Raw genomic sequence first — 23168 nt, 5'->3', positions numbered from 1 at the left:
GCACCCGTTTCCACGCGCCGCCGCCATGACCATCCTTCGCATGACCGACCTCGACCTCGCCGGCAAGCGCGTGCTGATCCGACAGGATTTGAACGTCCCCGTCGCCGACGGCAAGGTCACCTCCGACCAGCGCATCGTCGCGTCGATCCCCACGCTGAAGCACGCGCTCGAAAAGGGCGCGGCGGTGATGGTCGTGTCGCACCTCGGCCGGCCGAAGGAAGGCACGTGGAGCGAAGCCGATTCGCTGGCGCCGGTCGCGAAGCGACTGGGCGAACTGCTCGGTCGCGAGGTGCCGCTGGTGAAGGATTACCTCGACGGCGTCGAGGTGAAGCCCGGCGAACTCGTGCTGCTCGAGAACTGCCGCATGAACGTCGGCGAAGGCAAGGACGACGAAGCCTTGTCGAAAAAGTATGCCGCGCTGTGCGACGTGTTCGTGATGGACGCGTTCGGCACCGCGCACCGCGCGCAGGCGTCCACGCACGGCGTGATCCGTTTCGCGAAGCAGGCTGCCGGTGGTCCGCTGCTGATGGCCGAACTCGACGCGCTGGCCAAGGCGCTCGACAAGCCGGCGCGGCCCTTGCTCGCCATCGTCGCAGGCTCGAAGGTCTCGACCAAGCTGGAATTGCTGTCGTCGCTGGTGTCGAAGGTCGACCAACTCATCGTCGGTGGCGGCATCGCCAATACCTTCATCGCCGCGATGGGCCATTCCGTCGGCAAGTCGCTGGTGGAAATGGACCTGGTCGACACCGCGAAACGGATCATGGCCGACGCCAAGGCGCGCGGCGCGGACATCCCGATCCCGGTCGATGTGGTGGTCGCGCCCGAATTCAGCGCGAACGCGCCGGCCACGATCAAGCCGGTCGATGCGGTCGGCGCCGACGACATGATCCTCGACATCGGCCCGGAAACGGCGAAGCAGTACGCCGCGTTGATCGCGAAGGCCGGCACCGTGGTGTGGAACGGCCCGGTCGGCGTGTTCGAGTTCGACGCGTTCGGCAAGGGCACCGAAACCCTGGCGCGCGCGATCGCGGCGTCGAACGCGTTCTCCATCGCCGGTGGCGGCGACACGCTCGCGGCGGCGGACAAGTACGGCATCGAAGCCAACGTGTCCTACATCTCCACCGGCGGCGGCGCCTTCCTCGAATTCCTCGAAGGCAAGATCTTGCCGGCGGTGGCGGCATTGGAAGCGCGCGGCTGAACGAGACATCGCGGCCACTGCGGCCGACACGGTCTTGTTGTAGCCTCGTCCCGTCGTTCGAGGGGAACGCAGGGGAATGGCGATGCGAATGTTGTTGGCGGCGGCCTGCCTGCTGCTGTCCGGCTTGGCATGGGCCGGCGATACCGAATACCAGCGCGGCGACTACAAATTCTCGGTCGGTCCGGTGCCGGCCTTCGTGCAGCGGCATGAAGTCCCGGCGCAATGGGACCCGAAGGCCGCGGGCGCCGACCGGCCGCCGTGGCGGTTCTGGCTCTACGAGCGCCAGGCCGACCGGCGCAGCGGTCGGGACCTGCTGTTCACCGACTACGCCTACGAGGTCAATTCCGCCTCGTTGCTCGGCGAGGCGGGCCGCTACCAGCTCGACTTCAACCCCGGCTACCAGACCCTGACCATCCACGACGTGCAACTGCGGCGCGGCGGGCAGTGGCAGAACCGCCTGGATCCCGAAAAAATCTCGCTGGCGCGGCGCGAGACCGGCTTCGAGAAGGACATGGCCGACGGCGAGGTGAGCGCGCTGATCGTGCTCGACGACGTGCGCGTCGGCGACGTCGTGCGCATCGCGTTCACCGTGGCCGGCAGCAACCCCATCCTCGCCCACCAGCTCACCGACGGCGCGACCCTGTCCTGGGGCAGCCCGGTGCTCGACAGCTACCTGCGCGTGCTCGCCGATCCCGGCACGCAATTCGCGACGCACCTCGAGAACGGCGCGCCGGAAGGCGTGGTGTCGAACCGCGCGGACGCCGCGGAGATCGCCTTCCATCGCCACGGTTCCGCCGCGATCGACAACGAGGACGATTACCCGGTCTGGTACCAGCCGTATCCGATGGCGTTGGTCAGCGCGCGGCGCAGCTGGGCGGACGTGGTCGCGTGGGCCTTGCCGTTGTATCCAGACCCCGGCGCGCTGCCCGCCGATCTCGAGTCGCGCATCGCGGAATGGTCGCGCCTGCCGACGCCGCGCGAGCGCCTGACCGCGGCCTTGCGCGCGGTGCAGGACGAAGTGCGCTACTTCGGCGTGGAAATGGGCGAGAACACGCACAAGCCGGCGCCGCCGGCCGACACCTGGCGCAACCGCCGCGGCGATTGCAAGGACAAGGCCTACCTGCTGTCGACGATCCTGCGGCGCATGGACATCGCCGCGGTGCCGGCACTGACCTCGATGGATCGCGGCCGATCGATCGGCGGGTACACGCCCGCGGCCTCCGCGTTCGACCATGTGATCGTGCGCGCCACGCTCGACGGCAAGCCGGTGTGGGTGGACGCGACCATGAACCAGGCCGGTGGCGCCGCCGGCAGCACCGACCTCAGCCGTTACGGCTATGCATTGCCGGTGCTCGCCGGCACCGACGCCTTGCAGGCGATCGCGCCGCCGGATCCGCCCGATGCGTCCGGCGTCGATGTCAGCGAACGCCTGTCGCCCGCGGACGGCGGCAAGGTCGCGCTGGAAGTGGTGAGCGTGTACCGCGGCGCCTCGGCCAACGGCAACCGCGACCGCTTCGCGAGCGCTCGACTCGACGACATCTCGCGCGGTTACGCCGATTTCTACCGCAAGCGTTACGGCCAGCTGCAGGAATCGGCGCCGTTGCAGGTGCGCGACGACCGCGATTCGAACACGCTGACCATCACCGAGCATTACCTGCTCGATTCCCCGTTCGATGACCTCGATGCGAACACGCGCGCGCTGGACGTGTACGCGGACGCGTTGTCCGCGCCGGCGTCGCTGCCCAAGTCGATGGTGCGGAGCGGGCCGCTGTACCTCGCCGTGCCGGGCGAGTACCGCCATCGCATCGACCTGGTCGTGCCCAAGGGCTGGGAAGCGAAGTTCGGCCGCGAAACGGAGGAGTACAAGGCCGCCGCGTTCGACTACACGCGCGAAGTGAAGCCGCGCGCGGACGGCGTCGCCATCGACTACCGCATGAAGGTGCGCGAATACGAGATGCCAGCCGCGGACGTGGCGGCAGAATTGAAGGAACTGCGCAAGGCCAGCGACAACCTGTCCGCGCGCCTGCAATACCACGTTCCCGCTTCGCTCGACGCTGGCGAACGCGACAAGCGGCTGCAGGACCTGATCAGAGATGCCATGAACGAAGGTGCGCGCAAGTGACGGCGGGCAAATGCGCAAGGCGCGCCTTATGGGTCGTGGCGTTGTCCGCCGCGTTCGGCGGCGCCGCGGCGGCCGATGCCCCGTTCGACGCAGCGGCGGAATGGGACCGTTTCCTGGCGACGGCAAACGCGTCGACTGTTTTTGGCGCCTACGCCGTGCTGGACCAGTTGAGCTACGACGGCAGCAGCGTCGACGCCGATGCTTGCCGGGCCAACGCCGACGCGCTCGCCCAATCCATCGCCGCCGCACCGATCAGCCTCGCCATTCGGCGCGCAGATTACCTGTGCGCGCAGGCCACGGGCGATGTCGAACGCGCAGAACAGGCCATCACGGTCCTGTCGGCGCTCTCGCGCGAAGCCTTGTCGCATTCGCCCACCGATGGTGCGGACAAGCCGATCAGGGTGCTGACGCCGGTCGATGCCAGCGCGCTCGTGCTATCCAGCGGCATGGAGGTCGCCTATCTCTACTACCCGTGGGTTCATCCGGAACGATACTTCCCGCTGGCGATCGCCGCGCGCGATCCGGAATCCGGCATCGAACGGCATTTGGCTTTTGACTTCATCGATGTCAACTACACGATCGACCGCGAGGATCCCATGCGCGGGTTTCCGATCTTGCGCAACCATCTTGCAAGTGGATATATCCAGAGTTCGGCCGCCACGAACCAGGTTTTTGGATTGGATGCGCAAGCGGTGGCGAAAGCCTCGGGCGAATCCGGTGACCAGAGGCTGGCTACATTGCGCGAAGGCGCGGAGGCAGGCGGGGTCGAGTCGGTTCACTGGTGGCTCGTGGTTTGTTCGGCGCAACGTTCCGCGCACTGCGCGGACGGCATGATCGATGCGTTGCTTCCGAGGGCGGAGAAGCACCAAGCCTATCCTTTGCTGTTGCTGTCGATGGCGTACCTGCAGGGGATCGGCGTCGAACGCGATCCGGACAAGGCATGGATATTGCTCGACGCCGCCGACCGACATTGGGAGGGCGGGGGCGCGATCGAGCAGTTCACCCGGATCCTGTACGACATGGACGATAAGGCGAGTCTGCCCGCGCCGCTGGTGGAGCGATTGCAGCATGCGACCGGCCATGCCCAGCGCTATTGGCGTTGGCTGCAGATCGACCAGGTGCTTGCCGACGATCCCAAGGCTTCGCTCGACGCGGCCCAAATCGCATTCTTGTCGGATCCGGCGTCGAACGAAGCGGGTGGAGGCGAAGCAAAGCTGGCCGACTGGTATGGCGACCGGGGCGACGACTCGCAAATGCTGGCTTTGATGCGCAAGGCGGCCGCGCACGGAAATGCCGGCGCGCAAGCCTACTACGGCTACATGCTCAATACGGGCAAACACGGCCTCGAGGTCGACCATGATGCCGCCAGACAAATGCTGGAAAGCGCTGCGCAAGGCGGATCCGCAGACGCCATGGGCGATCTGGCGTATATGGCCGAGGACGACTCTCGATGGGCGGACGCGGAGGCCTGGTTGCTGCAGGCCGCCGCCGCGGACGATGTTTACGCGTTGATGCATTTGGCCCGGCTGTATGTCGACGAGCATCCCGGTTTACGCGCCACCCAGGAGCAAGGCGTCGGCATCTATCGAAATCTTGATCGTGCCGGTTACGCCCGGGCACGCCGCGCACTGGCATCGCTGGCGCTGGAAGGGCGCGGCATGAAGAAGGATCCGGAACAGGCGCGGCGCTGGTTGCTGCAGGACGCCGAGAAAGGCGACCACGATTCGGAGACGCAATTGGGCGTGGCGTTGCTCAAAGGCGAATTCGGCAAGCCGGACGAGGCCGAAGGCCTCAAGTGGTTGAAGCGCGCGATCGAGGGCGGCGATGTCGACGCGCAGAACAGCTACGCCTCGTGGTTGTACCGCAAGAAGACGCCGGAATCGCGCAGGCAGGCAATCGAAGCCTGGAAAAAAGCGATCGAACTCGGCAATGAAACATCCTCCAACAACCTCGCCTGGTACCAGTGCGTTTCTCCGGATCCGGCCGTCCGCGACCCGAAGGCGGGGCTCGATGTCATCGAGGCGCTGGCGAAGACGGGCGAACTCGGTTCGGGAGCCATGGATACCGAAGCCGCCTGCTACGCGGCCAACGGCGACTACGCGCGCGCGGCGAAGCTGCAGGAAGACGTGATCGCGAAGGTGAAGCGCCGGAATCCGGACGACCCGGACGCGCTCAAGCAGTTCCTGCAACGCCGCGACCTGTATGCGGCCGGCAAGCCCTACGTGCTGGACGAGGCCAACGACTAACGGCGCCGTTCGCGCCATTCGGTCGCGAGCACGCCGAACAGTTCCGAATCGGTGGCCTCATCGCCGACGAAGAAGCGCTCGCGCAGCACGCCTTCGCTGCGGAATCCGAGGCGTTCGAGCACGCGGCGCGAGGCATGGTTGCGCGGGTCGATGTCGGCCTCGACGCGGTGCAGGTCCAGCGTGCGCAGCGCCCAGTCGATGGCGAGGGAAACCGCTTCGGACGCGAGACCGCGACCCCAGTGGTCGGAGCGCAGCGCGTAGCCGACTTCGGCGCGGCGGTGGCGCGGATCGAAACGGAACAGGGTCGTGGTGCCGATGACGCGGTCGTCGGCATCGACGATCACCCAGTTGAGCAGTTCGCGCTTCGAGAAGGCGTCGAGGATTTCGCCGATGAGGCCCTCGGCCTCGCCGCGTTCGCGCATCGGCGCGCGGCTCCAGTAGCGCATCACCTCGGGATCGGAAAACAGCGCGAACAGGTCGTCGGCGTCGCCGGCCGTCGGTCCGCGCAGGCGCACCCGCTTCCCGCGCAGCTGCGGGAAGGCGGGCAGCGCGCCGAGGGTCGCGGTGATGTCGATGCGTTGGTCGGTCGCCATGTCGCGTGGCTGTGCTAGCGTGCGGGTGAAGGGGAAGCATGCCATGACCGATCGACGCCGACGCACCAAGATCCTCGCCACGCTGGGCCCCGCGACCGATGCGCCGGGCGTGCTCGAACGCCTGTTCAACGCGGGCGTGGACGTGGTCAGGCTGAATTTCTCGCACGGCGATCCGTCCGCGCAGGAAGCGCGCGCCGCGCAGGTGCGCGAAGTCGCCGCGAAGCTCGGCCGCGAAGTCGGCATCCTCGCCGACCTGCCGGGGCCGAAGATCCGGGTCGAGAAATTCGCAACCGGAAAGGTTGCGTTGAAAGCCGGCACGCGCTTCGACCTGGTCGCGAGCGCGGATGCGCCGCCCGGCGACGAACGCCAGGTCGGCGTCAGCTACCTCGGTCTGCCCGGCGACGTGGTGCCCGGCGACGTGCTGCTGCTTGATGACGGGCTGGTGCAATTGCGGGTCGAAAAAGTCGAAGGCGCGCGCATCGTCAACACCGTGCTCAACGACAGCGTGCTGTCCGATCGCAAGGGCCTGAACAAGCAGGGCGGCGGGCTGTCGCTGGGCGCCATCACCGAACGCGATCGCGAACTGATCGCCGTGGCCGCGCGCATCGGCGCGGACTTCATCGCGGTGTCGTTCTGTCGCGACGCCGCCGATATGCACGAGGCGCGTCGCGTCGCGCAGGCGGCCGGCAGCGATGCCGCGCTGGTGGCGAAGGTGGAGCGCACCGAGGCCATCGAAAACCTCGGCGAGATCATCGACGCCAGCGACGTGGTGATGGTCGCGCGCGGCGACCTCGGCGTGGAAATCGGCGATGCCGAACTGCCTGGCCTGCAGAAACGCATCATCCGCGAATCGCTGGCGCGCGAACGCGTGGTGATCACCGCGACGCAGATGCTGCAGTCGATGGTCGACAACCCGATTCCCACCCGCGCCGAAGTGCTCGACGTCGCGAACGCGGTGATCGACGGCACCGATGCGGTGATGCTGTCGCAGGAAACCGCGGCTGGCCAGCATCCCGTCGCCGCGGTCGAGGCGATGGCGCGCATCTGCCTCGGCGCCGAGCGCAGTTTCGAGCGCGACACCGATTTCGAGGCCGCGCAGCGCGACCTGGAGCGCGCCGACCAGGCCATCGCCATGGCGGCAATGTTCCTGTCCGAGCACATCGGCGTCGGCGCGATCGTGGCGATGACCGAATCCGGCGGCACCGCGCGCTTCCTGTCGCGGTTCCGTTCCAACGTGCCGATCCACGCGTTCTCGCGCCACGACGGCGCGCGCCGGCGGATGGCGCTGATGCGCGACGTGTTCCCGTGGGATTACGACAGCCGTGGCCAGACCCCGCGCGAGGCCGCGCGCGGCAGCATCCGCACGCTGGTCGGGGCGGGCCTGCTCGCCGCCGGCGACCGGGTGGTGTTCACCAGCGGCGAGCACATGGAGACGCATGGCGCGACCAACACGTTGCGTTTGCTGCAAGTGGGCGACGACGGCAAGGCCGAGGGGTTGGGGGAGTTGTAGCGAAGCAGTTTGCAAAAGGGGAATCCACATGACGAAAACAAATGCGTTTTCGCTGCTGTGCATGGTGATCCGCGCGATTGCCCTCTGGTCGGTGTTGCAGATCGTGATCGGCCTGCCGATGTTGCTGCTCGCCAGTAGGAATCAATCCGGGTTCTTCACACCGGGCCAGCTTTTCCTCTTGTTTTCCGTGCTGTTCGTCGTCATGGCGCTGTTATGGATCTTCGCCGACAAGATAGCGCGCCTCGCATTGACGCGCCCGTCCGACCACGTGTTCGAAAGCGATCTCGATGCATCGACGTGGTTTGGACTCATGATTGCGACGATCGGCGTCTGGCACCTTTTCGATGCTCTGATGCAGGGCTTCAGGCTGTGGGCGCAAACCCAGATCGTTGCTGGCGTAAGTGCCGCTGACGTACTCGCTTCCCTCAAGGGTCAGATCGCCGGATGCGTGCTTGAAGCGGTTATTTCCGTGGCGTTGATCCTCGGCGGACGCGGCTTGGCCGCGATCCTGTATCGGCTGCGTTACGCTGGAACCCAAGGCTCGACCTGAGAACTGTAGGGCGGAACCCGCGAAGCGGTTTCCGCCATCGCCTTCTCCATCCCGCCCACCATCGAAGAAGCCGATTGCGGCGCACGACGGCGGAATCGCCTTTGGCGGTTCCGCCCTACGAGCCGCGAATCCCGACCCCGGGGCCGGGCCGCGGGAAAGGCTATAATTCCGGCTCTTTTCCGCCGCCGGACGCCTTTCCATGAGCATCGAACAACTCGCCGAAACCGCCCGCGCCATGGTCGCGCCGGGCAAGGGCATCATCGCCATCGACGAATCCTCCGCGACCTGCGCCAAGCGCTTCGCCGGCGTCGGCATCGAGAACATCGAGGAAAACCGCCGCGCCTACCGCGAACTGCTGCTGACCGCGCCGAACGCGAACGAATACCTCTCCGGCGCGATCCTGTTCGACGAAACCATCCGCCAGAAGACCAAGGACGGCGTGCCGTTCGCCAAATACATGGCCGACCACGGCATGATCCCGGGCATCAAGGTCGACAAGGGCACGCACAACCTCGCCGGTTTCCCCGGCGAAGTCGTGACCGAGGGCCTCGACGGCCTGCGCGACCGCCTCGCCGAGTACTACAAGCTCGGCGCGCGCTTCGCCAAGTGGCGCGCGGTGATCAACATCGGCGAGGACATCCCGTCCGGTACCTGCATCGAGGCCAACAGCCACGCGCTGGCGCGCTATGCCGCGCTGTGCCAGGAACAGGGCCTGGTGCCGATGGTCGAACCCGAGGTGCTGATGGACGGCGACCACGACATCGAGACCTGCTACGAAGTCACCGAAGTCGTGCTGCGTTCGCTGTTCGACGCGCTGTACAACCAGAACGTGATGCTGGAAGGCACCATCCTCAAGGCGTCGATGGTCGTGCCCGGCAAGGGCTGCGACGAGCAGGCCAGCGTCGAGGAAGTGGCCGAATCCACCCTGATGTGCCTGAAGTCCGCGGTGCCGGCGATCCTGCCGGGAATCGTGTTCCTGTCCGGCGGGCAGAGCGACGAGGCCGCGACCGCGCACCTCGACGCGATGAACCGCATGGGCCCGAACCCGTGGCCGCTGAGCTTCAGCTACGGTCGCGCCATGCAGCAGGCCGCGCTCAAGCTGTGGGCGCAGGACATGGCCGGCAACTACGCCAAGGCGCAGCAGACCGTGTTCGAACGCGCGAAGGCGAATGGGCTTGCCGCGTTGGGGCAGTGGACCAAGGCTGCGTGACCTAACGTCTCGTCACCCCGGCGGAAGCCGGGGCCCAGCTCTTTCATGGTTCATGCGAGTAAAGCTGGATTCCGGCTTTCGCCGGCATCTTTCACAGCCGAATGGCTGTGTATGACGAAGCAAAGCGAAACGCCGGCGCAAGCCGGCGTTTTTGTTTGCCCCTCTCCCTGCGCGCTTCGCGCGTCGTCCCTCTCCCTCAAGGGGAGAGGGGAAAAGCATTCAGCCGAGCGATGCCAACCACTCATCGTCGGAACCGTCCGGCACGCCTTCGAACAACGGCGTCGAGAAGTAGCGTTCGCCGGTGTCAGGCAACATCGCGAGGATCACGTCGCCATCCTTCGCATCCTTCGCGACGCGTAGCGCGGCGGCGACTGTCGCGCCGGCGGAAATGCCGACGAAGAGGCCCTCTTCCTGCGCCAATCGGCGCGCGGTGGCAATGGCATCGGCGTCGGAAATCGACAGCACCTGCGCGGCGACATCGCGGTTCAGCACCTGCGGCACGAAGTCCGGGGTCCAGCCCTGGATCTTGTGCGGCGACCAGTCCTTGCCCTGCAGCAGTGCCGCGACTTCCGGTTCGGCCGCGTGCACCTTCACCCCGGGGCGTGCGACCGCGAGCACTCCGCCGACGCCGGTGAGGGTGCCGCCGGTGCCCCAGCCACTGACGAAATGATCGAGCCGGCGTCCGGCGAAATCGCGCAGGATCTCCGCCGCGGTCGTCTGCCGGTGGTATTCGGGGTTGGCCGGGTTCTCGAATTGCCGGGCGAGGAACCAGCCGTGCTTCTTCGCCAGCTCCTCGGCCCTGCGCACCATGCCGGTGCCGCGTTCGGCGGCGGGCGAGAGGATCACCTTCGCGCCATAGGCGCGCATCAGCTTGCGGCGTTCGATGGAGAACGAATCGGCCATCACCGCGACGAACTTGTAGCCGCGCGCGGCGCAGACCATCGCCAGCGCGACGCCGGTGTTGCCCGAAGTCGCTTCGATCACGGTGTCGCCGGGCTTGAGCAGGCCCTTGGCTTCCGCGTCGAGGATGATGGCGATGGCGAGGCGGTCCTTGACCGAACCGCCGGGATTGAAGGATTCCACCTTGGCGTAGAGCTCGACCCCTGACGGGGCGATGCGTTGCAGGCGGACGACCGGGGTGCGGCCGATGGTGTCGAGGATGCTGTCGTGGATCATGGATTGGCTCCGCATGGGGGACGGAAGGAAAGACGCATCGGCGCGCCGGAAACGGACAACGTGCCGCGGCCGGCGCCCGGCCAATGTGCCGCGTAACGCACGCCTCCGCCAGCGGTTGACCGCGCGGGGTTGGGCCCGATGGCACATGGGCCCGTCACGCCGCGCCGTTAGAATCGGCAATTCCCCCCGTCGGGCCTGCCTTTCGATGCCGATCCGCCGCCTCGTTCCCCTCGCCGCCGCGATCCTGTTGCTCGTCGCCTGCGGCAAGTCCGGCCAGCAGGAACGCAAGGACGCGCCAGTGACGGTGACCACGCAGGTCGTGCAGCCATCGCAATGGAGCGACGAGCTGCAGGCGCTGGGCACCGCGAGTGCGCGCGAATCGGTGACGATCACCGCCAGCGTCAGCCAGACCATCGCCACGGTCGAATTCGACAGCGGCGAATACGTGCGCAAGGGCCAGCCGCTGGTGACCCTGGTGCAGGGCCAGCAGGCGGCGGGCGTCGCCGAAGCCGAGGCCAACCTGCGCAATGCCGAACAACTCTACGAACGCAACCGCAAGCTGGCCGACCAGCAGCTGATCGCGCGCGCCGACCTCGACACGCAACGCGCCGCGCTGGAAGCGGCGCGTGCGCAGGTCGCGACCCAGCGCGCGACCGTCGCCGACCGTTCGATCCGCGCGCCGTTTTCCGGCGTGCTTGGCCTGCGGCTGGTTAGTCCCGGCACGCTGGTCACGCCGGGGACGCAGATCACCACGCTCGACGACGTGTCGGTGATGAAGGTCGACGCGACCTTCCCCGAATCCACGCTGCCGCTGCTGCAGGCCGGCCAACGCGTGCGCGTGCACAGCGATGCGTGGCCGGGCGAAACGTTCGACGGTCGGATCGCTGCGGTGGATGCGCGCGTGGATCCGGTCAGCCGCGCGATCGCGATTCGCGCGGAAGTGCCGAACCCGGATGGCAAGTTGCGCCCCGGCATGCTGCTGCAGGTCGGGGTCGAACGCGGCAGCCACCAGGCGCTCGCGGTTCCGGAAATCGCATTGGTGCAGAACGGTACGCAATCGAGCGTGTATCGCGTCGGTGCCGGCGACAAGGCCGTACAGGTGCCGGTCCGGATCGGCGGAACTCAGGATGGGCTGGTCGAAATCACCGAAGGCCTGAAGCCCGGCGACCGCGTCGTGGTCGAAGGCACGGTCAAGCTGCGCGACGGCGCGAGCATCCAGGACGTCGGCGCGAAGCAGGGCGCGGTCCCGGCGAAGGGCCCGTAGGCCGTGTTCCTGTCGGATGTTTCGATCAAGCGCCCCGTCTTCGCGACGGTGATGTCGCTGATCCTGATCGTGCTGGGCGTGGTCTCGTTCACCCGCCTGCCGTTGCGCGAATTGCCCGACGTCGATCCGCCGGTGGTCTCGATCAGCACCACCTACACCGGCGCATCCGCCGCGGTGGTCGAAAGCCGCATCACCAAGGTGCTGGAAGACGCGATCAGCGGCATCGAGGGCGTCGACCTGATCACCGCGAACAGCCGCAACGGTAGTTCCAGCATCAACATCACCTTCAACCTCAGCCGCGACATCGAGGGTGCGGCCAACGACGTGCGCGACGCGATCAGCCGCGTCACCCGGCGGTTGCCGCAGGACGTGGACCCGCCGCAGGTGTCGAAGCAGGACGCGAATTCGACGCCGATCATGTACCTCAACCTCAGCGATCCCGACCTCAGCGCGGAGCAACTGACCGATTACGCCGACCGCTACCTCGTCGACCAGTTCGCCTCGATCGACGGCGTGTCCTCGGTCAACATCGGCGGCGGGCAACGCTACGCGATGCGCGTGTGGCTGGATGCGAAGGCGCTGGCCGCGCGCGACCTCACCGTCGACGACGTCAACCAGGCGCTGCTGGCGCAGAACATCGAACTGCCCGGCGGCAGCATCGAGACCGCGCAGCGCGAGACTTCATTGCGGGTGATGCGCGGCTACCAGTCGCCGCAAAGTTTCCAGGGCCTGGTGGTCGGCAAGGGCGCCGATGGCCATGTCATCACCCTGGGCGAAGTGGCGAAGGTCGAACTGGCTTCGGAAGACCGCCGTGCCTACTACCACGGCAATGGCGTGCCGCAGGTCGGCCTGGGCATCGTCGGCACCTCGACCGCGAATTCGCTGCAGGTCGCGCAGAGCGTGCGCGCGCTGTCCGACAAGGTGAACAAGACCCTGCCCAAGGGCATGCAGATGGCGGTGGCCTACGACGCCACCGTGTTCACAGACGCCGCCGTGCACGAGGTCTACAAGACCCTCGCCGAAGCGATCGCGCTGGTGCTGCTGGTGGTGTTCGTGTTCCTCGGCAGCGCGCGCGCGGCGCTGATCCCGGCGGTGACGGTGCCGGTGTGCATCACCGCGGCGTTCATCGCGCTGTATGCCTGCGGATTCTCGATCAACCAGCTGACGCTGCTGTCGCTGGTGCTGTCGATCGGCCTGGTCGTCGACGATGCCATCGTGGTGCTGGAGAACTGCCAGCGCCGCGCCGACCTCGGCGAGCCGGGCCTGCTGGCCGCGCAGCGCGGGGCGGGGCAGGTGGCGTTCGCGGTGATGGCGACGACCATCGTGCTGATCTCGGTGTTCCTGCCGATCGCCTTCATGGAGGGGAATACCGGGCGGCTGTTCCGCGAGCTCGCGGTCGCGATGGCCGGCGCGGTGGCGATTTCCGGCTTTGTTGCGCTGACGCTCACGCCGATGATGTGTTCGATCCTGTTGCGGCCGCACACGCACAAGCGCGGCTTCAACGAATGGGTCAACGACCGGCTCGACATGCTGACGAACTGGTACCGCGGCGTGGTCGGCAAGTTCATCGGCCGCGGCTGGCTGCTGCTGGGCGCGATGATCGCCACGTTCGCCATCAGCGGGGTGCTGCTCAAGCTGGTGCCGTCGGAACTGGCGCCGGCCGAGGATCGCGGCAACTTCAACGTCAGCATCACCGGCCCGGAAGGCGCCAGCTTCGACTGGATGAGCGCGCAGATGTCCGGCATCGAGAAGCAGATGCTCGCCTACACCAAGGGCGACGATGCGGTGATGGATCGCCTGATCACGCGCGTGCCCGGCGGCTTTGGCAGCACGCAGATGAACAGCGGCCGCGCGACCGTGTTCCTCAAGCCCTGGGACGAGCGCAGCGTCACCACGCAGGAATTCCTGGAAAAGGTGCGCAAGCAGCTCAACGCCGTGCCCGGCGTGCGCATCGCCGCCGACGTGCAGCAGGGCCTGATCCGCGGCGGCGGGCGCCCGGTGCAGTTCGTGCTGCGTGGGCCCACCTACGAAACGCTGGTGCAGTGGCGCGACCGCATGCTCGTGCGCATGCAGCAGAACCCCGGCCTGACCAACGTCGATTCGGACTACAAGGAAACGCTGCCGGAAATCCGCGTCGACATCGACAAGCAGCGCGCCGCCGACCTCGGCGTGCCGGTGGAGGCGATCGGTTCGACCCTGCAGACCATGCTCGGTTCGCTGCGCGCCGGCACCTATGAAAAGGACGGCGAGGAGTACTACGTGATCATGCAGGCGCCGCTGCAGGAGCGCCGTGGCTTCGACGACATCGACGGCCTGTACGTGCGCTCGACCACCAGTGGCCAGCTGATCCCGTTGTCGAACCTGGTGAAGTTGAGCGAGAACGCGGAAGCCGGAACCCTCGGCCGCTTCAACCGCATGCGCGCGATCACCCTCACCGCCGGCCTCGCGCCGGGTTACACCGTCGGCCAGGCGCTGGAATACCTGCGCGGGATCGCGGCGCAGGAACTGCCGCCCGAAGCGCAGATCGACTACAACGGCGAGTCGCGCGAATTCATGCGTTCCACCAGCGCGGTGTTCTTCACCTTCGGCATGGCGCTGCTGGTGGTGTTCCTGGTGCTGGCCGCGCAGTTCGAGAGTTTCCTGCACCCGGTGGTGATCATGCTGACGGTGCCGCTGGCGATGCTCGGCGCCTTGCTCGGCCTGTCGATCTGGGGCGTCAGCCTGAACCTGTATTCGCAGATCGGCATCGTGATGCTGGTCGGGTTGGCGGCGAAGAACGGCATCCTGATCGTCGAATTCGCGAACCAGTTGCGCGATGCCGGCCGCAGCGTGCGCGATGCCATCGTCGATGCGGCCGCGGTGCGCCTGCGCCCGATCCTGATGACGTCGGTGGCGATGATCTTCGGTGCCTTGCCGCTGATGTTGTCCAGCGGAGCCGGCGCCGCCAGTCGCACCTCCATCGGCGTGGTGGTGGTGTTCGGCGTGGCGTTCTCGACCCTGCTGTCGCTGTTCGTGGTGCCGGCGTTCTACCTGATCGTCGCCCCGTTCACGCGACCGCCGGAGGAGCGTGCGCAAAAACTCGAAGCGCTCGCGCACGAAATCCCCTCGGTCGACGCGTCGCCGCATGCCTGAGGCCGGTACCCGGGGTTTCGACTATGCTTCCGCGTCGTCGCCGAAACGCCGGGTGCAATGAAATCCACTTCCGGAATCCGCTACATCGCCCTCGACCATGTCAGGGCACTGGCGGCGTTCCTGGTCTTCTCCTGGCATTTCCTGCGCTTCGGCATGGGCCATCCCCCGGTGCCGGACGACGCGGTCCCGCTGTTCCCCTTCGCGCTGCTGGACGAAGGCCATACCGGCGTCGCCCTGTTCATGGCGCTGAGCGGATACCTGTTCGCGAAACTGCTCGACGGCAAGTCGGTCGACTACCGGGCGTTCTTCTGGAACCGCGCGCTGCGCCTGCTCCCGCTGCTGCTGTTCGTGGTCGCGATCGTCGGCGTGCTGAAGCATGCCAGCGGCGCGAACCTGCACGAATACGCGTTGTCGGTCGCCAAGGGCGTGCTCTGGCCGACCCTGCCCAACGGCGGCTGGTCGATCACGGTCGAGGCGCATTTCTACCTGCTGCTGCCGCTGCTCGTCCTCGCCATGGGCAAGTCGCGATGGTGGCTGCCCGGCATCGTGGCCGTTGCCATTGCCCTGCGCGCGTTCCTCCACCACGCCAACGGCGAGGTCCAGTCGCTCGCCTACTTCACCCTGGTCGGCCGCATCGACCAGTTCGCGCTGGGCATGCTCGCGTGGCAACTGCGTTCGTGCTTCGCCAAGCGCCACGCGCTCGCCTTGCTGATGGCGACCGCCTTCATGCTGTTCTACTGGTATTTCGACATGAAGGGCGGTTTCCGCCACATGCCCTCGTACCCGTCTCCAAGCGCGCTGTGGATCGTGCTGCCGACGATCGAGGCGGTCGCCTACGCGGTGTGCATCGCCTGGTACGACAATTCGTTCTCGCCGGGCACGACCGGCGTTTCCGGTTTCGTCGGCCGCATCGGCGAGTATTCGTATTCGATCTACCTGCTGCACGTGTTCTTCACCGGGCGCATCGGCCGCTGGATGTACGAGCATGGCGTCCCGATCCCGAATTTCTACGTTGCCTGCGCATGGTCGCTGCTGTTCTTCCTGCTCATGGCGATCCCGGCCTACCTCAGCTACCGGTTCGTGGAATCGCCGTTCCTGCGGTTGCGCAAACGCTACCTGCGGGTCGCGCCGGCGGTGCAGTGACATGGCCGCATCGGTCGAGGCATACCGCGATTTCGCCGCGTGGCAGGCGTCCGGCGCCATGCATGCGCAGGTCGCGGCCACCCAACGGCACTGGCCGGGAACCTGCGATGCCTGCGGGAACGCATCCGGTTTCGTCGTCGACTGGACGAACGGCGAGCCGCCGCAAACCCTGCGCGAAGCGCTCCGCTGCGCCGCCTGCGGCTGCAATTCTCGCCAGCGCGCGGCGACCGGGGCGATGCTGCGGGAACTCGCGTCGAAACCACGGCCACGCATCCACCTCACCGAGCAGGCGAGCCCGCTGTTCATTGCCTTGCGGCGGCGTTTCCCGGGATTGAGCGGCAGCGAATTCCAGCCATCGCTCGCGAGGCGATTGAAGCTCTCGACATGGTTGTGGCGTCAGCGCGCATGGGCCTGGGTGCGGCACGGCGACGCGACCGCGTTGCGCTTCGCGGATGCGTCGCTGGACGCGATCCTGTGCCTCGACGTGCTCGAGCACGTCCCGGATTTCCGCGCGGCATTGCGCGAGTTCGCGCGCGTGCTCAAACCCGGGGGCGCATTGCTGCTGACGGTGCCGTGGCATTGGACGAACGACGAAAGCCGCGAGATCGCGCGGATGCGATCCGATGGCGGCATCGATTTCCTGCAACAGCCGCCGGAATACCACGGCGATCCGCTCGGCGGCGGCGTGCTGTGCTTCCACCATTTCGGCTGGGACCTGCTCGACGCGATGCGCGATTGCGGCTTAGCCGAAGCCGAGGCCCTGCGCATTTCCGATCCGGAACGCGGATTGCCGGAAGCGCAGTGGGTGTTGCGCGCAAGGCGTTGATCGCCCGGCGTCACCAGTGCTTCGGGAGGTTCTTCCTGATCGCCAACCCGCGCTTGGGCAGCTTGGCGACGAAGCCACCGCGCTTCAGTTCGCGCAGCACGTGGTTCACCATCTCGCGGCTGGCGCCGACGCGGTTGGCGATTTCCTGCTGCGTCAGCGCCCGCGGCAGGCAGAGGATCCCGTCCTCGAGCACGGCCTCTTCGTCGATCAGGTCCACGATGCGTTCGTAGACGTCGTCCAGCGCCATGCCCTTGAGCTTGTGGGTGGCGTGGCGAAGCAGGTGGATGAGTTTGTCGACCAAGTGGCCGGCGAATTCCGGATGCGTCTGCACCAGCGTCCGCGCCATGTCGCCGGGGATCACCAGGCAGCGCGAAGGGGCGACCGCGCGTACCGACGCCGACCTCGGCTTCCCGTCCAGCGACAGCTCGCCGAAATATTCCCCCGGGCGCAGCGTGTTGTAGACCAGCTCGCGCCCGTTCGCCTTGCCAGTGAAGACCTCGAGTTCGCCGGACACGAGGATGTAGAGGTGGTTGGTGGCGTCGCCCTCGCGGACAAGGAGGTCATCGGCCTCGAAGTCCTTCGATTCGCCGAAGCCTTCGAGGCTCGCGAGGAGATCCGGGGGTAATGGAGGCGGAGGCTCTATCTTCATGGCGGCGAGATGCTTCCGGTCGGGTTATGAGCGATCCAGCGAAGACATGTTCGTTGTTGCGAGCCGATTCCCGATCATCGCCGAAGCGCGTGCCATTGAATTGCGACGGTGGTGGCACTTCATGCGGGCCGAAGCGGATGGCGCGCATGCGGTTCGATCCGGCAGCGTCCGCACGAGGGGTCGAACCGCGAAAGATGGTTCATGGTTCAGAGCGCGCCCGGTGACATCGACTCAATCCCCTGCATCGCCCGCCGCCTTCGGCGCACTGCCGAAACCGCCATCCGCCTGCGCCGCCAGCCACGCGAACACCGCGTAGGCGGCGACGTTCTGCGCAAGATCCTTCGGATCGATCTTGTCGAGCGTGTCCTCGGCGTTGTGGTGGTAATCGAAATAGTTCGTGCCGTCGTGGCTGAGCGAAGCCCAGGTCGCGCCGAGCCGCGAAATTGGGCCGACGTCGGATTCCGGGCCGCCTTCGCCGTCGATGACGTCGATGCCGAGCGGCTTGAGCGCCACGGCGATCTGGTCGACGGCCGGTTTCGCGGAATCGGGCGCATTGGTGTTGAAGCTGTAGATGTGGCCGGCGCCGAAATCGCTTTCCGACACGATCTGGTGCCTGGCGATCTCGTTCGCATGCGCGGCGGCGTAGGCCTTGCCGCCGAACAGCCCGCGTTCCTCGTTGGCGAAGGCGATCACGCGGATGGTTCGCTGCGGATGCAGCGGCTTCAGCAGCGCGCCCGCGGCCATGGAAAGCCCGACGCCAGCGGCATCGTCGATGGCGCCAGTGCCCGGGTCCCAGGAATCGAGGTGGCCGCCCATCACCACCACTTCGTCCTTGCGCGGGCCGTGGCCGGTGATTTCGCCGATCACGTTCTGCGACGTGTAGTCGCCCTCGATACCGCAATCGAGCGCGAGGCGCACGCGCGTGTGCGGATCCAGCGCGACCAGGCGCGCGAGCTGCGCCGCGTCGATGGTGGAAAGCGCGGCGGAGGGAATCGGCTTCAATCCGTCCTCGAAGCTGGTCATGCCGGTGTGCGGCGCGCGCGAGGTATCGGTGCCGGCCGAACGCATGAGGAAGCCGATCGCGCCCTTGCGGATCGCCGCCGACGGGCCTTTGCCGCGGATGCCACCGCCACCGCCGACGCCGTAGTCGTGGCCGTCGCGGTAGCGCTGCATCTGGTAATCGACGAAGGCAATCTTGCCGGCGAGCGAACCCTCGGGCGCGGCGTCCAACGCGGCGAGGTCGGGGAAGCGCACGACCTCGCCCTCGACGGTGCCGCCGGGGCTGTTGCCGAGCGCGGTGATGACCAACGGCTGCGCGTGCACGCCGAGTACGTCGGCATGCTCGCTGCGGCGCACCCATTTCGGGAACGTCACCGGCTCGGTCCAGACCTTGTCGTAGCCCAGCGCCTTGAACTTCGCCTTCGCCCATTCCACTGCGCGCGCATCGGCCTCGCTGCCGGCCAGGCGCGGGCCGACTTCCGTCGTCAGCGATTCGACCACGTTCCATCCGGTGCGGTCTGCGAGCGCGCGTACGCGCAGCGCGGGCACCTGGTCCAGCGCGGATTGCGGGATCGTCGTCGTCGCCTGTTGCGCGTGGGTGGGCAGGGCGATGGCGAGCGCGAGCAGCAGCGAAGCGGAACGCATGGCGATTCCCGGAAACGACGAAGCCGCCAGACTAACCGCTGGCGGCTTCACTGCGATGTGACGGAAGTTTGTTTCGCCCGGTTTGCCGGGTTACTTCTTCAGCGAATCGCGGATCTCGCGCAACAACAGCACGTCCTCCGGCGGCGGTGCGTCGGCGGCAGGCGCGCGCATGCGGTTGTAGGCCTTGATCACGAGGAAGATCACGAAGGCGATGATGAGGAAGTTGACGATCTGCTGCAGGAAATCGCCGTACTTGACCGCGACCTCCGCCGCGGTTTCCTTGCCGGCGGCATCGAGTTGCGCCGGGCTGAGCACGTACTTCCAGTCGCTGACGTTCACCCCGCCGGTGAGGATGCCGACCAGCGGCATGATGATGCCGTCGACCAGCGACGAGACGATCTTGCCGAATGCCGCGCCGATGACCACGCCGACCGCGAGGTCGAGCACGTTGCCCTTGGCGATGAATTCCTTGAACTCGCTGACCATGCCCATCGATTCACTCCCATGTCGAGGATGGAACGGACCGGCGCTGCTTGCGCCGGGGCAAAGCTTACGCCGTCGCCGGACCCGCCACGACCACGCCTTCGAGCGCGGCGATGCTACCGAGGCGCGCGTGAAAACGATCGCCACGCTCCAGCGCCGCGACGCCCGCCGGCGTGCCCATGAATACCAGGTCGCCAGCGCGCAGGCCGTAGAGCTTCGACAGCTCATGGAGGGTGTCGGCGACGTCCCAGATCAGGTCGGAGAGTTCGCCGTGCTGGCGCTGTTCGCCGTTCACGTCCAGCGCGAGGTCGAGCGCGGCGAGGTCGCCGGCTTCGGCCAGCGGCACCAGCGCGGAGACCGGCGCGGCGTGGTCGAAGGCCTTGCCGGTGTCCCACGGCAGGCCCTTGGCCTTGGCCGCCGATTGCAGGTCGCGGCGGGTCAGGTCGAGCCCGACGCCGACGCCGAACACCAGCGCCATCGCATCGCGCGGATCGAGTTCGCCGGGCGGCGCATCGCGGCCGAGCGCAACCACCAGTTCGACTTCGTGCTGCAGGTCGTTCGTGCCGGGCGGGTAGGGCACGACGCCATCGACGACCACGGCATCGGCAGGCTTGAGGAAGAACACCGGCGTGCCGCGTTCGGCCTTCGATGCGGGCGCGGCCGCGCCCATTTCGCGCGCGTGCTCGGCGAAGTTGCGGCCGATGCAGTAAATCCGGTGTACGGGGAACATGCCGCCTCCACGCACCGGCACGCGCGGGACGGGCAGGGCGGGAACGACGTCGGCGTTCAACGCGCGGGCAGCGCCGGTTTCGAAATCACCCGGAAATCGCCCGGCAACGCCTCGTCCTTGCGCGCGGGCGCCTTGCGCTTGAGCGTCCACAGCCGCAACAGCGCGCCGGCGGCGAGCATGGCCGCGCCCACGAAGACGCCGAAGGCGATCAGCACCAGCAGCAAGGCGAGGCCGAGTACGCCGAGCAGCAGCCGCAGCAAGCGATGGCGCGGCTTGCGCGGCGCGGCGACACGGAAGAACACATGGCGGAATCGCATCGGCGGCGTGACACAATCGTGGCGCGGGGAAGGCGAGTATCCCGATTGGCCCTGCCGCATTTGCAAGGATTTCGTTAAGCGATGAACCAGGACACGACCACCCGCACTGCGTTGATCGCCTTGGATGCCATCGAGGACGGCGGCCTGGTCGAAGTCGAGGGCAGCGTCGAGGGCGATGCCGAATCGCTGATCCTGCATCGTGACGGCGAACGCGTGCGCGCCTGGTTCAACGTCTGCCCGCACGCCGGGCGCCGCCTCGACTGGGCGCCGGGGAAATTCCTGCGCAGCGGCGGCTTGCTGGTCTGCGCCGCGCACGGCGCCAGTTTCGAACTCGCCAGCGGCGAATGCGTCGCCGGGCCCTGCCGCGGCGAATCGCTGCGCGCGGTCGCGGTGGAAGTGCGCGACGGCAGCGTCCACCTCGCGAACCCGTAGGAGCGCACCGTAGGGGCGCGACCAGCTTTTGCAGGAGCGGAACTGGCCGCGACTGGCGAGGTGTTTTGCAAGAGCGATGGAAGTCGCGACCCGTCAATACAACAAATTCACCGCAACCACCGTCAGCGCGATGTAGGCCAGCACCAGCGGCAGGCCGACGCGCAACAGCTTGGTCGTGGTGTAACCGGCAGGTCCGGCAACCATCGCGACTACCGGGTTGGACATGGTCACGATGTTGTTCGAACCCGAAAGCGCCGCGACCAGCGCGAACGCGGTCGGGTTGCCGCCGCTGGCGATGGCGAGGTTGATCGCCAACGGCACCATGACGATCGTCGATCCGACGTTGCCGATCATCGCCGCGAACACGCTGGTGATCACCGCGATCGCCGCTTCCAGCACCCACGGTGGCAGGTTGTCCGGCAGCTTGTCGAGCATGCCGCCGGCGACCCAGGCCGCGGCGCCGGTGGAATCCACCGCCCAGCCCAGCGGGATCAGGCACGCCATCAGGAACACGGTGCGCCAGCTGATCGCGGAATAGGCTTCGTCGATCTTCAGCACGCCGCAGACCAGCATGCCGGCGACGCCGGTCATCAGCGCGATCGAGATCGGGATGCGCGAACTCAGCGCGACCAGGATCGTGATCGCGAAGATCGTCATCGCGATCTTGAACTTGTGCGGGCGCTGCTCGGCCTTGGGGTAGTCGGTGACGACGACGAAGTCGCGGCTGCGCGCGGCCGCGGCGAGGTCGGTCCAGATGCTGTGCAGCACCAGCATGTCGCCGGCGTGCAACTTGACGTTGCGCACGTCTTCGCCGATCACGTCCTTGTCGCGGTTGATCGCGAGCAGGCTGAGCCGCTGCTGGCGGCGCAACTGCAGTTCGCCCGCGGTCTTGCCGATGAAGCGCGAGTTCGGCGGAACCACCGCCTCGGAGATGCCGGCGCGGCTGGGGTTGAACAGGTCGCCGAACTCGCGCAAGCGAGCGCTCATGCGCAGGAAGTTGTTCTGGGCGAAATCGGCGACTTCCTGCTTCGGGCCCATCACGCCGATCACGCTGCCGACCCAGATGCGCGCATCCGCCGGCGGCGCCAGCCGCGAGTCGTCGCTGCCGGTCTTGAGCGCGAGCAGCAACGGCGCGCCGTGCTTGGCCTCGGCTTCGCCCAGCGACATGCCCACCAGCGGGCTCTCCGCGCCGACGGTCAGTTCGTACACATCGCCTTCGATGCCGTAGGACTTGGCGAAATAACTCTGCGTGCGCGCCGGCGTGACCGCGGATTTCTCCTCGCCGTTGCCGAGCAGGCGGTCGCCGAAGAAGTGGAAGTAGGCCAGGCACAGCAACAACAACGCGAGCCCGACCGGCAGCGGCGCGAACATCTTCAGCGGATGCAGCACCGCGGTGCCCGAGGGCAGGTTGCTGTTCGACGAGACCAGCAGGTCGTTGAGCAGGATCAGCGGCGAACTGCCGACCATCGTCAAGCTGCTGCCCATGATGATCGCCGCGGCGATCGGCAGCAGGAAGCGCGACAGCGGCAGGCCGGTGCGCGAGGACAGCCGCGAGGCGACCGGCAGGTACAGCGCCATCACCGCCGGGCTCTGCATCAGCGGCGAATTCAACCCGGCGATCGTGGTGGTGAGCAGCAGCAGGCGCTTCTCCATGCCGCGCGCGCGGCGCAGCAGCCAGCCGGCGAGGCGGTTGAGCGCCCCGGTGCGGTCTAGGCCCGCGCCGAGGATCATGGTCGCGATGACGCAGATCACCGCGTTCGAGGAGAAACCGTTGAACAGGTCCTCGGGCGCGACCAGTCCGGTGAGGCCGAGCAACACCAGCACCACCAGCGCGACCAGGTCGGCGCGCAGGCGCTCGAACATGAAAAGCACCACGGTCAGCAGCACCAGACCGAGCACCAGCTTCATGTCGGTGGTGAGCGTCAGCGTGGTGTCCATCGTTC

The 23168-nt window shown here is 67.1% G+C and carries 19 protein-coding genes; 11 read left to right on the top strand and 8 right to left on the bottom strand.

Annotated elements, in window-relative coordinates; translation table 11 throughout:
- Positions 1-25: 25 nt before the first annotated feature.
- The 3 genes from FNZ56_RS06980 to FNZ56_RS06970 all read left to right on the top strand — a co-directional run bounded on the left by FNZ56_RS06980 (position 26) and on the right by FNZ56_RS06970 (position 5566).
- On the top strand, positions 26-1198 hold the full coding sequence (locus FNZ56_RS06980; protein WP_143879147.1) for a phosphoglycerate kinase: 1173 nt from the start codon (positions 26-28) through the stop codon (positions 1196-1198).
- 82 nt (positions 1199-1280) lie between these two features.
- Positions 1281-3320 carry a DUF3857 domain-containing transglutaminase family protein gene (locus FNZ56_RS06975; RefSeq protein WP_185970682.1) on the top strand — a complete coding sequence of 680 codons (2040 nt, stop codon included), beginning with the start codon at positions 1281-1283 and terminating at the stop codon, positions 3318-3320.
- Between the two features lie 35 nt (positions 3321-3355).
- A complete protein-coding gene (locus tag FNZ56_RS06970) occupies positions 3356-5566 on the top strand; it encodes a tetratricopeptide repeat protein (RefSeq protein WP_143879145.1) in 2211 nt (736 codons plus the stop codon).
- Here FNZ56_RS06970 and FNZ56_RS06965 read toward each other — a convergent pair.
- Entirely contained in the window at positions 5563-6159 is a 597-nt protein-coding gene (locus FNZ56_RS06965; RefSeq protein ID WP_185970681.1) for a GNAT family N-acetyltransferase, read from the bottom strand. The two genes, FNZ56_RS06970 and FNZ56_RS06965, sit on opposite strands and share 4 nt — an antisense overlap.
- 43 nt (positions 6160-6202) lie before the next feature.
- On the opposite strand from FNZ56_RS06965, the gene pyk reads away from it, so the two are divergent.
- The 3 genes from pyk (at position 6203) to FNZ56_RS06950 (ending at position 9429) form a co-directional block, all read left to right on the top strand.
- Positions 6203-7669 carry a pyruvate kinase gene (pyk, locus tag FNZ56_RS06960; protein WP_143879143.1) on the top strand — a complete coding sequence of 489 codons (1467 nt, stop codon included), beginning with the start codon at positions 6203-6205 and terminating at the stop codon, positions 7667-7669.
- A 28-nt stretch (positions 7670-7697) separates the two neighbouring features.
- Positions 7698-8219, top strand: coding sequence for a hypothetical protein (locus FNZ56_RS06955; RefSeq protein WP_143879142.1), 522 nt, complete (start codon positions 7698-7700; stop codon positions 8217-8219).
- Between the two features lie 199 nt (positions 8220-8418).
- Positions 8419-9429 (top strand): class I fructose-bisphosphate aldolase, encoded by a 1011-nt coding sequence (locus tag FNZ56_RS06950; protein ID WP_143879141.1) that lies wholly within the window; start codon positions 8419-8421, stop codon positions 9427-9429.
- Between the two features lie 219 nt (positions 9430-9648).
- Here the strand turns inward: FNZ56_RS06950 and cysK are convergent, their stop codons facing one another.
- Entirely contained in the window at positions 9649-10605 is a 957-nt protein-coding gene (gene cysK / locus FNZ56_RS06945; RefSeq protein WP_143879140.1) for a cysteine synthase A, read from the bottom strand.
- Positions 10606-10810: 205 nt separating this feature from the next.
- On the opposite strand from cysK, the gene FNZ56_RS06940 reads away from it, so the two are divergent.
- Genes FNZ56_RS06940 through FNZ56_RS06925 form a run of 4 tightly spaced genes read left to right on the top strand, consistent with a single transcriptional unit; the run spans position 10811 to position 16970 of the window.
- Positions 10811-11869 carry an efflux RND transporter periplasmic adaptor subunit gene (locus FNZ56_RS06940; RefSeq protein ID WP_185970680.1) on the top strand — a complete coding sequence of 353 codons (1059 nt, stop codon included), beginning with the start codon at positions 10811-10813 and terminating at the stop codon, positions 11867-11869.
- Between the two features lie 3 nt (positions 11870-11872).
- Positions 11873-15001 carry an efflux RND transporter permease subunit gene (locus FNZ56_RS06935; RefSeq protein WP_143879138.1) on the top strand — a complete coding sequence of 1043 codons (3129 nt, stop codon included), beginning with the start codon at positions 11873-11875 and terminating at the stop codon, positions 14999-15001.
- 57 nt (positions 15002-15058) lie between these two features.
- Positions 15059-16144, top strand: a complete 1086-nt coding sequence (locus FNZ56_RS06930; RefSeq protein ID WP_143879137.1) for an acyltransferase family protein — start codon at positions 15059-15061, stop codon at positions 16142-16144.
- Position 16145: 1 nt separating this feature from the next.
- Positions 16146-16970 (top strand): class I SAM-dependent methyltransferase, encoded by an 825-nt coding sequence (locus tag FNZ56_RS06925; protein ID WP_143879136.1) that lies wholly within the window; start codon positions 16146-16148, stop codon positions 16968-16970.
- Positions 16971-16980: 10 nt separating this feature from the next.
- On the opposite strand, the gene FNZ56_RS06920 is transcribed toward FNZ56_RS06925, so the two are convergent.
- The 5 genes from FNZ56_RS06920 to FNZ56_RS06900 all read right to left on the bottom strand — a co-directional run bounded on the left by FNZ56_RS06920 (position 16981) and on the right by FNZ56_RS06900 (position 20793).
- Positions 16981-17619 carry a Crp/Fnr family transcriptional regulator gene (locus FNZ56_RS06920; RefSeq protein WP_143879135.1) on the bottom strand — a complete coding sequence of 213 codons (639 nt, stop codon included), beginning with the start codon at positions 17617-17619 and terminating at the stop codon, positions 16981-16983.
- A 231-nt stretch (positions 17620-17850) separates the two neighbouring features.
- The gene (locus FNZ56_RS06915; RefSeq protein ID WP_143879134.1) at positions 17851-19263 is read right to left on the bottom strand and encodes a M28 family peptidase; all 1413 of its coding nucleotides are present in this window, start codon (positions 19261-19263) and stop codon (positions 17851-17853) included.
- 90 nt (positions 19264-19353) lie between these two features.
- Positions 19354-19755, bottom strand: a complete 402-nt coding sequence (mscL, locus tag FNZ56_RS06910) for a large-conductance mechanosensitive channel protein MscL (protein WP_185970679.1) — start codon at positions 19753-19755, stop codon at positions 19354-19356.
- 58 nt (positions 19756-19813) lie between these two features.
- On the bottom strand, positions 19814-20536 hold the full coding sequence (locus tag FNZ56_RS06905) for a fumarylacetoacetate hydrolase family protein (RefSeq protein ID WP_143879133.1): 723 nt from the start codon (positions 20534-20536) through the stop codon (positions 19814-19816).
- Positions 20533-20793: a hypothetical protein gene (locus FNZ56_RS06900; RefSeq protein ID WP_143879132.1), complete on the bottom strand. Its 261-nt coding sequence runs from the start codon at positions 20791-20793 to the stop codon at positions 20533-20535. Before FNZ56_RS06900 ends, FNZ56_RS06905 begins: the two co-directional genes overlap by 4 nt.
- Before the next feature lie 81 nt (positions 20794-20874).
- Between FNZ56_RS06900 and FNZ56_RS06895 the strand changes: the two genes are divergently transcribed.
- Complete coding sequence (locus tag FNZ56_RS06895) at positions 20875-21225, top strand: Rieske (2Fe-2S) protein (protein WP_143879131.1); 351 nt, start codon at positions 20875-20877, stop codon at positions 21223-21225.
- Positions 21226-21318: 93 nt separating this feature from the next.
- Here the strand turns inward: FNZ56_RS06895 and FNZ56_RS06890 are convergent, their stop codons facing one another.
- On the bottom strand, positions 21319-23163 hold the full coding sequence (locus tag FNZ56_RS06890) for an SLC13 family permease (RefSeq protein WP_143879130.1): 1845 nt from the start codon (positions 23161-23163) through the stop codon (positions 21319-21321).
- Positions 23164-23168: the final 5 nt, after the last annotated feature.

Source organism: Lysobacter lycopersici (assembly GCF_007556775.1).
GTDB lineage: Bacteria > Pseudomonadota > Gammaproteobacteria > Xanthomonadales > Xanthomonadaceae > Pseudoluteimonas > Pseudoluteimonas lycopersici.
The sequence above is the reverse complement of the archived record's forward strand: the minus strand, read 5'-3'. Positions and strand labels throughout refer to the sequence as shown.

Bases quoted from the DNA above. Each gene is read 5' to 3' on its own strand.
- cysK (WP_143879140.1), bottom strand. From the start codon at position 10,605: ATGATCCACGACAGCATCCTCGACACCATCGGCCGCACCCCGGTCGTC.
- FNZ56_RS06895 (WP_143879131.1), top strand. From the start codon at position 20,875: ATGAACCAGGACACGACCACCCGCACTGCGTTGATCGCCTTGGATGCC.
- pyk (WP_143879143.1), top strand. From the start codon at position 6,203: ATGACCGATCGACGCCGACGCACCAAGATCCTCGCCACGCTGGGCCCC.
- FNZ56_RS06975 (WP_185970682.1), top strand. From the start codon at position 1,281: ATGCGAATGTTGTTGGCGGCGGCCTGCCTGCTGCTGTCCGGCTTGGCA.
- FNZ56_RS06965 (WP_185970681.1), bottom strand. From the start codon at position 6,159: ATGGCGACCGACCAACGCATCGACATCACCGCGACCCTCGGCGCGCTG.
- FNZ56_RS06890 (WP_143879130.1), bottom strand. From the start codon at position 23,163: ATGGACACCACGCTGACGCTCACCACCGACATGAAGCTGGTGCTCGGT.
- FNZ56_RS06940 (WP_185970680.1), top strand. From the start codon at position 10,811: ATGCCGATCCGCCGCCTCGTTCCCCTCGCCGCCGCGATCCTGTTGCTC.
- FNZ56_RS06930 (WP_143879137.1), top strand. From the start codon at position 15,059: ATGAAATCCACTTCCGGAATCCGCTACATCGCCCTCGACCATGTCAGG.
- FNZ56_RS06950 (WP_143879141.1), top strand. From the start codon at position 8,419: ATGAGCATCGAACAACTCGCCGAAACCGCCCGCGCCATGGTCGCGCCG.
- FNZ56_RS06920 (WP_143879135.1), bottom strand. From the start codon at position 17,619: ATGAAGATAGAGCCTCCGCCTCCATTACCCCCGGATCTCCTCGCGAGC.
- FNZ56_RS06955 (WP_143879142.1), top strand. From the start codon at position 7,698: ATGACGAAAACAAATGCGTTTTCGCTGCTGTGCATGGTGATCCGCGCG.
- FNZ56_RS06915 (WP_143879134.1), bottom strand. From the start codon at position 19,263: ATGCGTTCCGCTTCGCTGCTGCTCGCGCTCGCCATCGCCCTGCCCACC.
- mscL (WP_185970679.1), bottom strand. From the start codon at position 19,755: ATGGGCATGGTCAGCGAGTTCAAGGAATTCATCGCCAAGGGCAACGTG.
- FNZ56_RS06900 (WP_143879132.1), bottom strand. From the start codon at position 20,793: ATGCGATTCCGCCATGTGTTCTTCCGTGTCGCCGCGCCGCGCAAGCCG.
- FNZ56_RS06925 (WP_143879136.1), top strand. From the start codon at position 16,146: ATGGCCGCATCGGTCGAGGCATACCGCGATTTCGCCGCGTGGCAGGCG.
- FNZ56_RS06980 (WP_143879147.1), top strand. From the start codon at position 26: ATGACCATCCTTCGCATGACCGACCTCGACCTCGCCGGCAAGCGCGTG.